The 14,499-nt window shown below is 73.5% G+C and carries 11 protein-coding genes and 1 pseudogene; 3 read left to right on the top strand and 9 right to left on the bottom strand.

Annotated elements, in window-relative coordinates:
* Window positions 1–143: 143 nt before the first annotated feature.
* Window positions 144–2,360, bottom strand: a pseudogene (locus AB0B20_RS09155) (Tex family protein); the annotation flags it as partial.
* 62 nt (window positions 2,361–2,422) lie between these two features.
* Between AB0B20_RS09155 and dgt the strand changes: the two are divergent.
* Window positions 2,423–3,934 (top strand): dGTP triphosphohydrolase, encoded by a 1,512-nt coding sequence (dgt, locus tag AB0B20_RS09150; RefSeq protein WP_357390177.1) that lies wholly within the window; start codon window positions 2,423–2,425, stop codon window positions 3,932–3,934.
* 4 nt (window positions 3,935–3,938) lie between these two features.
* Here dgt and AB0B20_RS09145 read toward each other — a convergent pair whose 3' ends face one another.
* The 7 genes from AB0B20_RS09145 to AB0B20_RS09115 form a co-directional block, all read right to left on the bottom strand.
* Window positions 3,939–4,583, bottom strand: a complete 645-nt coding sequence (locus tag AB0B20_RS09145; protein WP_047890873.1) for a NeuD/PglB/VioB family sugar acetyltransferase — start codon at window positions 4,581–4,583, stop codon at window positions 3,939–3,941.
* Window positions 4,580–5,257 carry a sugar transferase gene (locus AB0B20_RS09140; protein ID WP_357390180.1) on the bottom strand — a complete coding sequence of 226 codons (678 nt, stop codon included), beginning with the start codon at window positions 5,255–5,257 and terminating at the stop codon, window positions 4,580–4,582. Before AB0B20_RS09140 ends, AB0B20_RS09145 begins: the two co-directional genes overlap by 4 nt.
* Window positions 5,258–5,366: 109 nt before the next feature.
* Window positions 5,367–6,512 (bottom strand): MBL fold metallo-hydrolase, encoded by a 1,146-nt coding sequence (locus AB0B20_RS09135; RefSeq protein ID WP_357469404.1) that lies wholly within the window; start codon window positions 6,510–6,512, stop codon window positions 5,367–5,369.
* A gap of 80 nt (window positions 6,513–6,592) precedes the next feature.
* Window positions 6,593–7,537, bottom strand: coding sequence for an SDR family NAD(P)-dependent oxidoreductase (locus AB0B20_RS09130; protein ID WP_357469401.1), 945 nt, complete (start codon window positions 7,535–7,537; stop codon window positions 6,593–6,595).
* Window positions 7,534–8,718 (bottom strand): zinc-dependent alcohol dehydrogenase, encoded by a 1,185-nt coding sequence (locus tag AB0B20_RS09125; protein ID WP_357469399.1) that lies wholly within the window; start codon window positions 8,716–8,718, stop codon window positions 7,534–7,536. The genes AB0B20_RS09130 and AB0B20_RS09125 overlap by 4 nt, the downstream gene beginning before the upstream one ends.
* Window positions 8,719–8,792: 74 nt before the next feature.
* Window positions 8,793–9,374 (bottom strand): isoquinoline 1-oxidoreductase, encoded by a 582-nt coding sequence (locus AB0B20_RS09120; RefSeq protein ID WP_357469396.1) that lies wholly within the window; start codon window positions 9,372–9,374, stop codon window positions 8,793–8,795.
* A gap of 22 nt (window positions 9,375–9,396) precedes the next feature.
* On the bottom strand, window positions 9,397–10,620 hold the full coding sequence (locus AB0B20_RS09115) for an oxygenase MpaB family protein (protein ID WP_357469393.1): 1,224 nt from the start codon (window positions 10,618–10,620) through the stop codon (window positions 9,397–9,399).
* A gap of 137 nt (window positions 10,621–10,757) precedes the next feature.
* Here AB0B20_RS09115 and AB0B20_RS09110 point away from each other — a divergent pair, with 137 nt between their 5' ends.
* Window positions 10,758–11,525 (top strand): 3-oxoacyl-ACP reductase family protein, encoded by a 768-nt coding sequence (locus AB0B20_RS09110; protein WP_357469390.1) that lies wholly within the window; start codon window positions 10,758–10,760, stop codon window positions 11,523–11,525.
* Between the two features lie 203 nt (window positions 11,526–11,728).
* Entirely contained in the window at window positions 11,729–13,591 is a 1,863-nt protein-coding gene (locus AB0B20_RS09105) for an AMP-dependent synthetase/ligase (RefSeq protein WP_357469387.1), read from the top strand.
* Here AB0B20_RS09105 and AB0B20_RS09100 read toward each other — a convergent pair.
* Entirely contained in the window at window positions 13,499–14,470 is a 972-nt protein-coding gene (locus tag AB0B20_RS09100; protein WP_357469384.1) for an oxygenase MpaB family protein, read from the bottom strand. The two genes, AB0B20_RS09105 and AB0B20_RS09100, sit on opposite strands and share 93 nt — an antisense overlap.
* Window positions 14,471–14,499 lie beyond the last annotated feature (29 nt).

Genomic DNA, 14,499 nt, shown 5'->3' with positions numbered 1-14,499 from the left:
CGCGATCGACGAGGCGTACGGGCAGGCACGCGACGCCACCGGGCCGACAGTGGTGCTGGCCCGCACGGTCAAGGGCAGGGGTGACCGCCCCGGTCCCGTCGGCCGTCGCCGGCCGCCGGGCGTCCGTCGCCGGCCGGAGCCTCGTCGTCCAGCCGCAGCGTCAGCGAGATCCGCTTGCGCGGCACGTCCACGTCGAGTACCCGCACCTTGACCACGTCGCCGGACTTCACCACGTCGCGCGGGTCCTTGACGAAGGTGTGCGACATGGCCGAGACGTGCACCAGGCCGTCCTGGTGCACGCCCACGTCGACGAACGCGCCGAACGCGGCCACGTTCGTCACCACGCCCTCCAGCACCATGCCCGGCGTCAGGTCGCTGATCTTCTCCACGCCCTCGACGAAGGTAGCGGTGCGGAACTCCGGGCGCGGGTCGCGGCCGGGCTTCTCCAGCTCGGCCAGGATGTCGGTGACGGTGGGCAGGCCGAACGTCTCGTCGACGAAGTCGGTCGCGCGCAGGCCGCGCAGGATGGCCGACTTCCCGATCAGGCCGCGCAGGTCCTGCCCTGTGGAGGAGAGGATGCGGCGCACCACCGGATACGCCTCGGGGTGCACGCTGGAGGAGTCCAGCGGGTCGTCCCCGCCGGGGATGCGCAGGAAGCCGGCGCACTGCTCGAACGCCTTCGGCCCGAGCCTCGGCACCTTCTTCAGCTCGGCCCGGGTGCGGAACGGCCCGTTCGCGTCGCGGTGCAGCACGATGTTCTCGGCCAGCCCCGCACCGATGCCGGAGACGCGGGTGAGCAGCGGCGCGGAGGCGGTGTTGACGTCCACGCCGACGGCGTTGACGCAGTCCTCGACCACCGCGTCGAGCGAGCGGGACAGCTTCACCTCGGACAGGTCGTGCTGGTACTGGCCGACACCGATCGACCGAGGGTCGATCTTCACCAGCTCGGCCAGCGGGTCCTGGAGGCGGCGGGCGATCGACACCGCGCCGCGCAGCGAGACGTCCAGACCGGGCAGCTCCTGCGAGGCGTACGCGGAGGCGGAGTAGACCGACGCGCCGGCCTCGGAGACGACCACCTTCGTCAGCTTCAGCTCCGGGTGCTGCTTGATCAGGTCACCGGCGAGCTTGTCGGTCTCCCGGCTGGCGGTGCCGTTGCCGATGGCGATCAGCTCGACGCCGTGCGCGGCGGCGAGCGTGGCGAGCGTGTGCAGCGAGGCGTCCCACTGCCGGCGCGGCTCGTGCGGATAGATCGTGTCGGTGGCGACCACCTTGCCGGTCGCGTCGACCACCGCCACCTTCACGCCGGTACGCAGGCCCGGGTCGAGGCCCATCGTCGTCCGCGTCCCGGCCGGCGCGGCCAGCAGCAGGTCACGCAGGTTGGTGGCGAAGACCCGCACGGCCTCCTCCTCGGCCGCCTGCCACAGCCGCATCCGCAGGTCCGCACCCAGGTGGATCAGGATCCGGGTACGCCAGGCCCAGCGCACCGTGTCGGCCAGCCACTTGTCGGCGGGCCGTCCCTGGTCGCTGACGCCGAACCGGCCGGCGACGGCCGCCTCGTAGCGGCTGGGACCCGGGGTCGCGTCGGTGTCCCCCTCGGCCTCCGGGTCCATGGTCAGCTCCAGCACGCCCTCCTTCTCGCCGCGGAACATGGCGAGGATGCGGTGCGAGGGCAGCTTCGGGTACGGCTCGGCGAAGTCGAAGTAGTCGGCGAACTTCGCCCCGGTGGTCTCCTGGCCGTCGCGTACCCGGGAGACCAGCCGGCCCCGCGACCACATCTGCTCGCGCAGCGTGCCGATCAGGTCGGCGTCCTCGGCGAAGCGCTCGATCAGGATGGCCCGTGCCCCGTCCAGGGCGGCCGCCGCGTCCGCGACGCCCTTGTCCGGGTCGGTGAACCCGGCGGCGACCGTCTTCGGGTCCTGCGCCGGGTCGGCCAGCAACGTGTCCGCGAGCGGCTCCAGCCCGGCCTCGCGGGCGATCTGCGCGCGGGTGCGCCGCTTCGGCTTGTAGGGCAGGTAGATGTCCTCCAAGCGGGACTTGGAGTCGGCGGCGAGGATCTGCGCCTCCAGCGCCTCGTCGAGCTTGCCCTGGCTCCGGATCGACTCCAGCACGGCCGCGCGGCGCTCGTCCAGCTCGCGCAGGTAGCGCAGCCGCTCCTCCAGCGTGCGCAGCTGCGCGTCGTCGAGCAGGCCGGTGGCCTCCTTGCGGTAGCGGGCGATGAACGGCACTGTGGCGCCGCCGTCGAGCAGCTCGACTGCCGCCCGTACCTGCCGTTCGGCGACGCCGAGTTCCTCGGCGATCCGCTGGTGCACAGACTGGGTCACGATTGTCATCCGCCTTCTCGGGTGGTTTCCGCCCTGCATTGTGCCGTTCGCCTCCGACCGCCTGTGCCCGCCCCGCCGTCGGCTGCGCTAGCGTGGCGATCATGGAGGCACCTGCGGATCCGCGGGCCCGGCGGCTGTTCGGCGGCAGCGCCCGGGCGCTCGGCGACCTGGCCGCCGGCCCGTTCCGGGCCGACCGGGACCGGATCGTCGGGTCGCCGTTCTTCGCCCGGCTGAACGGCGTCACCCAGGTGATCAGCCCTGGTGGTTCCGGGCTGCTGGTGCACAACCGGCTCACCCACAGCCTGAAGGTGGCCCAGGTGGCCCGGGCGATCGCGGAGCGGCTGACGGCCGACCCGGCGCACCGGGACCTGCTGGAGAAGCTCGGCGGCTGCGACCCGGAGGTGGTGGAGGCCGCCGCGCTCGCGCACGACCTCGGGCACCCGCCGTTCGGGCATCTGGGGGAGCGGGTGCTCGACCGGCTGGCCCGGCAGCGCCTCGGGCTGCCCGACGGCTTCGAGGGCAACGCCCAGTCGTACCGGATCGTCACCAGCACCGAGATCCGCGGCGCGGCGACCACCGGGCTGGACCTGACCGCGGCGGTCCGGGCGGCCATGCTGAAGTACCCGTGGACCCGGCTGGACCATCCCGACCCGCACCCGCGTCACCTGGACCCGGCGCCCCGGGGCGCGGCGGCACCGCCGGAGGATCCGCAGAGCGGGTCGGTGAAGTTCGGCGCGTACCGCACCGAGCTGGACGACCTGCGGCAGGCGCGGGAGCCGTTCGCCGGGCGGATCCCGGACTGGCAGCAGACCCCCGAGGCGTCGGTGATGGACACCGCCGACGACATCGCGTACGCGATCCACGACGTGGAGGACTTCTACCGCGTCGGGGTGCTCCAGCAGGGCGCCGTGGCGGCCGAGCTGATGGCCTGGCAGCGCGAGTGCGGGCACCTGCGGTCGATCACCGCGTCGGCGCTGGAGGGGGCGGGCCGGCGGCCGGGCGCGGCGATCGAGCGGCTGCGCCGGCAACTGCACCGCAAGGACGGCTGGATCGCCGACGACGAGGCGTTCGCCGCCGCTGTCGAGCACGTCCGCGAGGAGCTGGTGGAGGGGCTGCTGGCGCTGCCGTTCGACGGCTCGATCGAGGCGGAGCAGTACGTGGCCCGGTTCTCCGCCCGCTGGTCCACCCGCTTCGTGGACGCCATCACCGTGACCCCGGAACCGGACGTCCGCTCCGGGTACGTGCTGCTGGCGAAGCCGCAGTGGCACGAGGTGCAGGTGCTCAAGTTCGTCCACCACCGGTTCGTGCTGGCCCGCCCGGACCTGGCCCTGCACCAGCGCGGTCAGGCCCGGCTGCTCGACACGCTGGTGGAGGCACTCTGGGAGTGGCTGCTGGACCCGGACGAGGAGTCCCGGCTGCCGCGCCGGCTGCACGACCTGGTGGAGCTGGCTGAGGCGGAGCTGCACCCGCGTACCCCGGACCGGATCGGACGGGCCCGGGGCCGGGCGATCATCGACTTCGTCGCGCAGCTCACCGACGGTCAGGCGGTGGCGATGCTCGACGCGTTGTCGGGCCGCTCGGGCGCGCTGTGGACGGACGCCTTCGTACTCTGAGACCTCAGCGGGCCGGCACGCCCTTGACCACGATCTCCGGTGGTACGTCACGCACCACGCACGCCCCGGCGCCGACCGTCGCGCCGGCGCCCACCCGCAGGCCCGGGAGCACGACGGCGCCCGCCCCGATCAGCGCTGCGGTGTCGAGGCGGCAGTCACCGGACACCGCAGCGAGCGGATGCAGGGAGACGTAGTCGCCGACCACGCAGTCGTGCGCGAGAGTGGCGTTCTGGTTGACGTGCAGATGCCGCCCGACTGTCACGTTCGTGGTGATCCGGCCACCGGCGAACACCACGAGACCCTCGGCCGACACCACGTCCGGGCCGACTGTGGCGTCCGGGTGGACGAGACTCGCCGCCGGCCTGCCGTACGTGTCGACCCGCGCGCCCACCTTCCGCCGGACGCGTGGGTCGCCCAGACCGAGGACGACGTGAGTCTCCGGCGGCAGCTGCCCGAGCGCCGCCACGGTCCCGAGGTAGGGGGCGCCGCACGACTCGGCGCGTTTGCGGTTCCGCTCGGACGGGTTGTCGTCCATGAAGCCGACCAGTCGCCACGGTGGCCGCGCGGCCGACTCGTTCACCGCCGCCACGATCTGGGCGATCTCCCGGCCGTGGCCGCCGCACCCGACGACGACCAGGTCGAGGCTCACCGGGATCCGCTTCCCGCAGTCGCCGGCACCGCCTGCTCCGTGGCGGTGCCACGGAACTCGTGGGCCGTGGCGGCGCCGGGCGCGCTGATGCCCTGCCGGCGCAGGACTGCCACCGCGGTCCGGGCCAGGATGCGGGCGTCCAGGCGGAGGCTCCAGCGCTCCACGTAGTACAGGTCGTAGGCGAAACGCTCCGCCCAACCCAGCTCGTTGCGGCCGTTCACCTGCGCGAGCCCGGTCAGGCCGGGCCGAACGTCGTGCCGGCGGAACTCGTCCGGTGTGTAGAGGTCGCGGTAGCTGGTCGGGAACGGACGCGGACCCACGAGGCTCATGTCGCCGCGCAGGATGTTCCACAGGCTGGGCAGTTCGTCCAGGCTCGTCGCCCGCAGCCACCGCCCCAGGGGCGTCAGTCGCGCCTGGTCGTCGCCGGGGGAGAAGGCGTCACCGCCGTCCGCCATGGACCGGAACTTCAGGATGGTGAACTCCCGGCCGTGCCGGCCGATCCGCTGTTGACGGAAGAGGATCGGGCGGCCCATGCCGAGCAGCACCGCGACCGCGACCACGGCCAGAATCGGCGCCGCCACCAGCAGGGCCGTGGCCGAGACGGCGACGTCGACGCCCCGCTTGACGGCCGAGGCGACGCTCGCCTGCGAGGTGGGTGTGTCGGGATCTTCCACGCCTGGGGAGAGGCGAACCTGCATGCTGTCCTCCGGCCGCTGACTCGTCAGCGATCAGAGTACGCAAATATGCGCAGAAGGATGTCTTGTCCGACTTTTTCGGCGTGGCTCAGGCGACCGACTGCCACCACCCGTCCACCGCCGGCGGCTCGTCCACCACCACCCGCTCGCCCGGACGCGGCACGGCGAGCCGGACGTCCCGCGCCTTCGCCTCGGCCCACAGCCGGTCCACCGGCTCGGACCAGTCGTGCAGGGCCAGGTTGAACGTGCCCCAGTGCACCGGCACCAGCAGCCCGCCGCGTACGTCGAGGTGGGCGGCGACCGCCTCCTCCGGGAACATGTGGATGTGCGGCCACGCCCTGTCGTACGCGCCGATCTGCATGAGCGTCAGGTCGAACGGGCCGTGCTCGGCGCCGATCGCGGCGTACCCGTCGAAGTAGCCGGAGTCGCCGGTGTAGAAGACCTTCCGGTGTGTGCCGGTGATCGTCCAGGAACTCCAGAGCGTGCCGTCGCGGCGCAGCCCGCGCCCGGAGAAGTGCTGCGCGGCGGTGGCGGTGAGCGTCAGCCCGCCGGCCCGGTGGCTGTCGGACCAGTCCAGCTCGACGATGCGGTGCTCGGGTACGCCCCAGCGGGCCAGGTGCGCGCCGACGCCGAGCGGCACCACGAACGGCGCGGACTGGAGGTCGGCGAGCGTGCGGACGGTCTCCATGTCCAGGTGGTCGTAGTGGTCGTGCGAGATCAGCACCGCGTCCAGCGGGGGCAGCTCGGTCAGGCGGACCGGCGGCTCGTGGATGCGGCGCGGGCCGACCAGCCCGGACGGGGAGCACCTGTCGCTCCACACCGGGTCGAGCAGCACCCGGTGCCCCTCGATCTCGACGAGCGTGGAGGCGTGGCCGTACCAGACGACGTTCAGTTCGCGGGCCGGGTCACCGGCCGGCGCGGAGGCCGGGCGCAGCAGCGGCACCGGGCTGCCCGGCCGCCGCTTCTGCTTGCCGAAGACCAGCTCACGGAGCAGGTTGCGGCCGGGGTCGGCGACCATCGTGGCGCTGGCGCCGGCCGGGTTGTGGAACGTGCCGTCGCGGAAGCGCGGTGACCGGGCCGCCCGTTCCGCCCGGGCGCCGGTGAGCCGCCCGCCGAGCTGGGCCGGTACGTCCCGCGCCGCCCAGGCCAGCCCGGCGACGGCGGCCAGCCCGGCGAGCTTCCACACCCGCCCGCCGCGCGTCCGGTCCGGTTCCCGCCCCGTTGCTTCCCGCATGCTCGTCCCTCCGACGTGTCCCGTCGTACACGGTAGCCACCAGCGCGCCGGTCCGCCCGCGCGACTATCCGCGACGGCTGTCAGTGCGGCCGGCGGCGTACCGCGGACGCCACGGTGGCCGCCCGTCCGCCGACCGCGCGGACCATCTGCGACACGTCGGGCAGCCATCCGCCCCGGACCGTCTCTCCGGCCGGGCTCGGCGTGAACACGATGCCCTGGTGCGCGGCGACCGGCTGCCGGGTCAGCCCGGCCAGGCGCATCAGCGGCCCGACCAGCACGTCGTACACGCCGGGCAGGGCGGTGAAGCCGAACCGCATGATCACGTTGAGCCGTCCCACCGAGACCTCCCGGCGCGGCCGGTCGAAGCATCCGGCGATGGCCCGGGCCACCCGTTCGGGCGAGGCGATCGGGGGTGGCGGCCGGCCGATCCGGCCCAGGTAGTTGGCCGCCTGCCGGTAGACGGGTGTGTCCACGCTGCCCGGGTTGACCAGGCAGATCGCGATGCCCGGCGTCTCCCGGGCCTCCTGCTGGAGCGTGCGGGCCAGCCCTTGCAGGCCCCACTTGGCCGCCACGTAGCCGCTCATGTAGGGCGCGGTGATGTGCCCGAGCACCGAGCCGGTGAGCACGAGCGTGCCGCCGCCGGTGGCCCGGAACATTCGCAGCGCCTCCCGGGCCACCGCCGCGGCGGCCAGCAGGTCGGTGCGGACCACCTGCTCGAACACCTCGGCCGGGGTCTCGTCGAAGCGGCCGTAGGACATCACGGCGGCGGTGTGCACCCAGGCGTCGACGCGGCCGAACTCGGCCCGCGCCGCGTCGGCGAGCGCGGCCACCGCACCGGGCTCGGTCACGTCCATCGGTACGGCGATCGCCCGCGCGCCCGACGCCCGGCACTCGTCGCGTGCCTCGTCGAGGGTCGCGGGGGAGCGGGCCGCGAGGACCAGCCGGTCCCCGCGACCCGCCAGCTCCCGGGCGGTCGCCCGGCCGATGCCGCTCGTGGCGCCGGTGACGACCACCGTCCGGGTCACGGTGCGAGCACGACCTTGACGCAGCCGTCCTCCTTCTTCTGGAACATCTCGTACGCGCGCGGCGCGTCGGTCAGCGGCAGCCGGTGGGTACGCAGGTCCTCCACGCCCAGCGGGTCGTCGTCGCGCTCCAGCAGCGGGATGATCTCGTCCACCCAGCGCCGTACGTGGCACTGCCCCATGCGCAGCTGGATGCCCCTGTCGAACATCTCCATCAGCGGCATCGGGTCCTGCTCGCCGCCGTACACGCCGGAGATCGACACGGTGCCGCCGCGCCGCACGGCCTTGAGCGCGGCGTGCAGCACGACGAGCCGGTCCACGCCGGCCTTGTCGGTCATCGCCTGGGCCAGCTTGTCCGGCAGCAGCCCGGCTGCGGTCTGGGCCATCTTGCCCAGCGGCGCGCCGTGCGCCTCCATTCCGACGGCGTCGATCACCGCGTCCGGGCCGCGCCCGTCGACCAGGTCGATGAGCGCGCCGGGCACGTCGTCGAGCTGGCTGACGTCGAGCACCTCGATGCCGTGGCGGCGGGCCATCTCCAGCCGCTCGGGGACCAGGTCGAGGCCGATCACCCGGCCGGCGCCCAGGTGGCGGCCGATCCGGGCGCTGAACTGGCCGACCGGGCCGAGCCCGAACACGGCCAGGGTGCCGCCGGGCGGGACGTCGGCGTACTTCACCGCCTGCCAGGCGGTGGGCAGGATGTCGGACAGGTAGAGCCAGCGCTCGTCCGGGCCGCTGTCCGGGATCGTGATCGGGCCGAACTGGGCCTGCGGGACGCGCAGGTACTCGGCCTGGCCGCCGGGGATCGAGCCGTACAGCGAGGTGTAGCCGAACAGCGACGCGCCCTTGCCCTGGCTGGTCACCTGGGTGGTCTCGCACTGCGCGTAGAGCTGCCGCTCGCACATCCAGCACGAGCCGCAGGAGATGTTGAACGGGACGACCACCCGGTCGCCCTTCTTGAGCCGGGTCACGCCGGGCCCGACCTCCTCGACGATGCCCATCGGCTCGTGCCCGAGGATGTCGCCGGGCTTGAGGTACGGCCCGAGCACCTCGTACAGGTGCAGGTCGGAACCGCAGATGGCGGTCGAGGTGATCCGGACGATCGCGTCGGTCGGCTCCTCGATCCGGGGGTCCGGGACGTCCTCGACGCGAACGTCCCGCTTGCCGTGCCAGGTCAGTGCCTTCATGCCTGTATGTCCCCTCTCCGGTGCCGTCCATCGGACTGCTACCCGGCAGGGGGCCGTTGAATCGGCGGCGCCGGTCACCGTGGCGTGAGGTCGACCGGCACGGCGATCGTGCTGGTGCTGGCGGCGGTGCCGGCCAGCGCGCCGATGTCGAGGCGGCGGCCCGCGCGGTCGGTGACGGCGCCGGCCGCGAGCCGCAGGCAGCCCACGGGCGTGCCGAGCGTCGCCGACGCGGCCTCCAGCAGCCGCCGCCGGGCCACCGCCACGGCGACCCGGACGGGGGTACGGGCGGGGACCGCCGGATGCGGTGTGCCACGCGTCCGGCCCCCTGCCGGCCGGGCCGGTGGCACCCGCACCCGCCGGCGCGGCACGGCCAGCCCGTCGGCGATCAGCTCGGCCGCCGGGACGTCGCCGCAGTAACCGGCCCGATCCGGCGGCAGCGTGAACGTCACGGTCCCGTCCGGGCCGACCTCGACGGCGACAAGTCCCGCCCCGGGCAGGGCCGCCGCCGTCATGATCTCGCCGAGGCCGAGCAGCCCGGCCATGCCCGGCGACGGCGTCCGGGCGGCGGCCGGATACCCCGTGCTGAGTTCGGCCGCTGCCACCAGCACCGGTGCGGCCAGCACGTACCCCAGGAACGGGCGGAGGGGCGCGGTCATGGTGCGCACCGCGACCCGGCGGTCAGAACTCGCGGTTGCCGAGCGGGATCTCGATGTTTATCGACTGCCCCTCGGACAGGAACAGCAGCGCGAGCTTGCGCAGGAACTCGTCGAACAGCCAGTAGCACTCCGGCGCGAGCGGGAACGGCAGCAGCGCCTCCCGGACCGCGATGAACGGGCCCCAGCTCGTCCGCAGCAGAGTGTCCCAGAGCAGGTCGCGCGGGATCTCCAGCCAGTTGGCGATCTGGTTGCCGAGCAGGAACCGGGTGAACGAGCCGAGGATGGGCTTGCTGAGCAGCCCGGCGTCGATCTCCCTGCCGAGGCCGAGCAGGATGTCCGCCAGCGCGTTGCCCTCGCGGGTGGGCGCCAGCACCGGGTCGAGGACCTCGGCGGCCTGGGCGTTCGCCTCGCTCCAGGAGGCGGGAATGTACTCGTCCTTGATGCCGAGCATGTGGGCGGCGACCTGCCACAGGTGCAGGAACGCGGCCGACTCGGCGGCGGGGATCGGGACGCGCCAGTCGGTCAGCTTCCGCATGACCGTGGTGGGCAGGCTGTGCCAGGTGACCATGAGGTCCCGCTGGCTGATCGGGATGTCCTCCGGCGCGACCTCGGCCCAGTCCGGCGACTGCGGCAGGAGGTGACGGACGCCCGCGTGCGCCAGCCGGGTCTTGACCGCGGTCACGATCATCGAGCCGTCGGGCTGGTACGCGTTGGCGGTGCCGATGTCGTACCCGAGCTTGGCGGTCTTGGAGATGCGGTCCTTCATGTCCGCGCCGCCCTTGGAGTAGTAGACGGCGCGCGCCTCCTTCGGGATGACGGTGCTCATCATGCCGCTGGCCAGGCCGTAGAGCACGCCGAGGTAGAGGCCGCGCTTCTCGTTGAAGCGCACCGCGGTGGCCAGCTTGCCCTGGTCCACCCAGGACGGCAGCACGCGCGCGCGTTCGATGAACGCGCGGACGTCCGCCGGGAGGCCGGCCGGCAGCGGCTGGCCGTTCTTCGTCCACGTCCGCAGCAGTTGGTTGACAAGTGGCGCCTCGCCCCGGTCCAGGACGGAGGCGACGAGCGGGTCGGCCTCCTCGTCCCACACCCAGCGCGGGTCCACGCCCGCCCCGGCGCCGGCCACTGATCCCTTCGGGGACCAGGTCCACGCCGACCGGGCCTGTGCCGGCGCGGCGACGCTCAGCGCGCCGAGCGCGCCCAGTGCCCCACCGGCCTTCAACATCTTGCGCCTGCTTACCGGTTCCACGTTCACTCCTCGGGGTCGAGGCCGCTGATACGGTGAAACAATCGTTGCGCCCGTGTATCACATGAGAGCACGTGGTAACGGTGTCCACAAGGCTCGCGACGGCAACCGTCGATGGTTTGCGATGAGGGGAGTCCACGGTGGCGCTGGTCGAGGGGATGCTGTCGGGCAAGGTGGCGTGGGTGACCGGCGCCAGTCAGGGCGTCGGCGCGGCGATCGCCGAAGGGCTGGCCCGGGCCGGCGCGTCGGTGATCCTCCAGTCCCGGCGGCCGGATGCGCTGGACGAGGTGCGGGACCGGATCGCGGCCGGTGGCGGCACGGCGGAGGCGGTCGCCGGTGACGTCGCCGACGAGTCGGCCGCGAATGCCGTGGTGGCCCTGGCCCGGCGGCGCTGGGGACGGCTCGACGTCCTGGTCAACAACGCCGGCATCAGCCCGGCGCTGCATCGCAGCGAGCGGCTCAGCCTCGGTGACTGGCAGCAGGTGATCGACACCAACCTGTCCGGGGTGTTCGTCTGCGCCCGCGCGGCCGGCGCGGTCATGGTCGGGCAGGGCGGGGGCAGCATCGTCAACATGTCCTCCGTGCACGGTCAGGTCGGCTTCCCTCGCCTGGCCGCGTACAGCGCCAGCAAGGGCGGCGTCGAGCAGCTCACCCGCACGCTGGCGCTGGAGTGGGCGGCGGCGGGCGTACGCGTCAACGCGGTGGCGCCCGGCTACCTGGAGACCCCGATGACCGAAGGGCTGCGCGGCCACGAGCAGTGGTCGAAGCGGCTGCGCGACCGCATCCCGATGGGCCGGTTCGGCCGCCCCGAGGAGGTCGTCGGCGCGGTGCTGTTCCTCGCCTCGGACGCCGCGAGCTACGTCACCGGCAGCGTGTTGCACGTGGACGGTGGCTTTACCGCGCAGTGAGCGTGGGCCGGTTGGTTAGTCCGCGTTCGGCACCGGCGTCTCGCCGCAACGCGATATCACGCCGGATCACGGCCACTCCTTCCCAGGAAGTTAACCCTCGTTTACAGTGCTGCCATCGGCTGCGGAACCCGCGCGGGCACCACGGCGAGGGGTGCGGCCAGCCCTGCCACCACCAGGCCCGGTTGCGTGTGAAGGAGTAGCCCATGGACCCCTCCGACGTCCTCGCCGAGAACTGCGCCAAGAAAGCCGCCGACCTGACCGTCCCGGCGCTGCTGCACCGCAACGCCACCGAGTACGCCGACCGGCCCGCGCTGACCACGCTCGGCCGCGACGACACCCGCACCTGGGCCGAGCTGCGCGACGAGGTCGCCGAGGTGTCCGCCGGCCTGGCCGAGGCCGGCCTGGAGGCCGGGCGGCACATGCTGATCATGATGTCCGGCCGCCCCGAGCACTGGCTGGTCGACCTCGCAGCGGTCCACCTGGGCGCGGTGCCGTCCACGATCTACCCGACGCTCAGCGCCGAGCAGATGCGCTACCTGGCCCGGCACAGCGCCGCCCAGGTGCTCGTGCTGGAAGGGCCGGCCGAGCTGGAGCGCTGGCGGCCGATCCTGCCCGACCTGCCGGACCTGCTGCGGGTGGTGCTGGTGGACGAGCCGGGCGAACCGGCCGCCGACGTGGTGCCGCTGTCCCGCGTGCGTACCCTCGGCCGGGCCGCCCGCGCCGCGGACCCGGACGCCTTCGAGCGGCGCTGGCGCACGATCCGGCCCGAGCAGCCGGTGACGCTGCTCTACACCTCCGGCACGACTGGTAACCCGAAGGGCGTCGTGCTCAGCCACCACAACGTGATCTACCAGGCGGTGGCGCTGGACGCGATGGTGTCCGTCCCCGACCACGCGCCGACGGTGGCCTACCTGCCGCTCGCGCACATCGCCGAACGGTTCCTCGGCATCTACAACGCGATCTACCGCGCCGGGCACGTCACCATCTGCCCCGACGCCACGCAGCTCGTCGCGGCGCTGCGCACCGTCGGTCCCGCCTCGTTCTTCGGGGTGCCGCGGGTCTGGGAGAAGATGGCCGCCGGCGTCCAGGCGCACCTGGCCACCGCCGAGCCCGCGGTCCGCGCCGCGGTCGCCGCCGCGAGTGCGGTGACGCTGGAGGCGTACGAACTGCGCGCGGCCGGAGAGGCGGTGCCGGACGAGCTGGCCGCCCGGGTGGCGCAGGCCCGCGACACCGTGCTGCGGCCGTTGCAGGCCACCCTCGGCCTGCACAACATGGTCTGGCCCGGCAGCGGCGCCGCCCCGATCCCGGTGGACGTGCTGCGGTTCCTCGCCGGGCTCGGCGTCGACGTGCTTGAGGTGTGGGGGCTGACCGAGACCACCGGCACCGCCACCCTCAACACCCCGGACCGCTTCCGCGCCGGGAGCGTCGGCCGCCCCAACGTGGGCATGGAGGTGCGCCTCGCCGACGACGGCGAGGTCCTCGTCCGGGGGCCGCTGGTCTGCTCCGGCTACCTGCGCGAGGACGGCGGCGTCGAGCCGGTCGTGGACGCGGACGGCTGGCTGGCCACCGGCGACGTCGGGACGCTCGACGCCGATGGCTTCCTCACCATCACCGACCGCAAGAAGGAACTCATCATCACCTCCAGCGGGAAGAACATCTCGCCGGCGCAGATCGAGAACCTGCTGCGGGCGCACCCGCTCATCGGTCAGGCGGTGGCGATCGGCGACCGGCGGCCGTACGTCACGGCGCTGATCGTGCTGGACGAGGAGGTCGCGCCGCAGTGGGCGCGTACGCACGGCATCGCCGACCCGCAGCTGCCCGCGCTGGCCTCGGACCCGGTGCTGCTGGCCGAGATCCAGGCCGCCGTCGACGCGGCGAACGCGCGGCTCGCCCGGCCCGAGCAGGTCAAGACGTTCCGGGTGCTGCCGTCGGCGTGGACGCCGGAGTCAGGCGAGCTGACCCCGACGCTGAAGCTACGGCGCCGGGTCATCGTCGACAGGTACGGCGACCGGATCGACGACCTCTACCGGCCGGGCGACGCGGCGGCCGAGCCCGTCACGCAGTAGCGCCGGGTCCATGCCGGGCGGGGGTGGCGGCGCGCCGAGGTCGGCGGGCCGGTACCCCCGCGGGTAGCCGGGATAGGTGCGGTTGCGCGGCGCGCGGGTCAGCCGGCTCACGGTCCGCGCGGGCAGCCGCCGCACCACGGCGGCCCGGGCGCGCAGCACGCCGTCGACCAGCGCGGGCAGCGGTCGCGGGGCGGCCGGGAGCCCGAAGGCGGACCGCATCTCGGCCGGCAGCAGCGCGCGCACCCCGAGCCGCGCGGCCGGGCGCAGCGGCGCCGGGTACCAGGACGCGAACAGATCCAGCGTGTACGCCGCGACCCGCTCGTTGCTCGGCGTACGGCGGAACGTCTCCCGCTCGTACGCGTCCTTGAACGCGCGGAACGCGGCGAAGTCCGCCGGGACGTCGCGGATGCCCATGCGCGCGCCGACCGCGCGGTAGTAGTGGAACGCGGCCAGCCGCTCGTGCTCGTGCAGCGGGCGCCAGCCGTAGCGGTCCAGCCAGTCGATCGGCTCGTAGACGAACGTGGACAGCACGTAGCGCATGTCGTCGTCGGAGATCGCGTACCGGCCGTGCGCCCGGTTGACCACCCGCAGCGCCTCCCGGCCGCGCGGCGAGTCGTAGCCGTGCTCCAGCAGCTCGGCCATCAGCAGCGCGGTGTCGTCGTAGCGCTGCTGCGCCCGCAGCCGGAACTCGCCTGTCGCGTCCAGCAGCGCGGAGATGCTCGGCACGCAGAACGTGCGCAGCAGCGCCAGTTCCAGCGCCCGCTGGTAGTCGAAGGGGAACTCGTACCCGGCGGAGAGCCGGTAGATCTCGTGATGGTCGCGGACCGGATCGAGCGTCTCGATCCGCCGCAACCAGCGGTACCGCCCGTCACGAGCCATCGCCACCACCCCCACCGTCCACCCTTGCC

This window comes from Micromonospora sp. NPDC049151 (assembly GCF_040648395.1).
Classification (GTDB): domain Bacteria; phylum Actinomycetota; class Actinomycetes; order Mycobacteriales; family Micromonosporaceae; genus Micromonospora.
Note: the sequence above shows the minus strand (reverse complement) of the source record. Positions and strands in the feature narration are given on the sequence as shown.

Coding starts and splice junctions, on each gene's coding strand:
- AB0B20_RS09125 (WP_357469399.1), bottom strand. CDS start 8,718: ATGAAGGCACTGACCTGGCACGGCAAGCGGGACGTTCGCGTCGAGGAC.
- dgt (WP_357390177.1), top strand. CDS start 2,423: ATGGAGGCACCTGCGGATCCGCGGGCCCGGCGGCTGTTCGGCGGCAGC.
- AB0B20_RS09105 (WP_357469387.1), top strand. CDS start 11,729: ATGGACCCCTCCGACGTCCTCGCCGAGAACTGCGCCAAGAAAGCCGCC.
- AB0B20_RS09120 (WP_357469396.1), bottom strand. CDS start 9,374: ATGACCGCGCCCCTCCGCCCGTTCCTGGGGTACGTGCTGGCCGCACCG.
- AB0B20_RS09135 (WP_357469404.1), bottom strand. CDS start 6,512: ATGCGGGAAGCAACGGGGCGGGAACCGGACCGGACGCGCGGCGGGCGG.
- AB0B20_RS09100 (WP_357469384.1), bottom strand. CDS start 14,470: ATGGCTCGTGACGGGCGGTACCGCTGGTTGCGGCGGATCGAGACGCTC.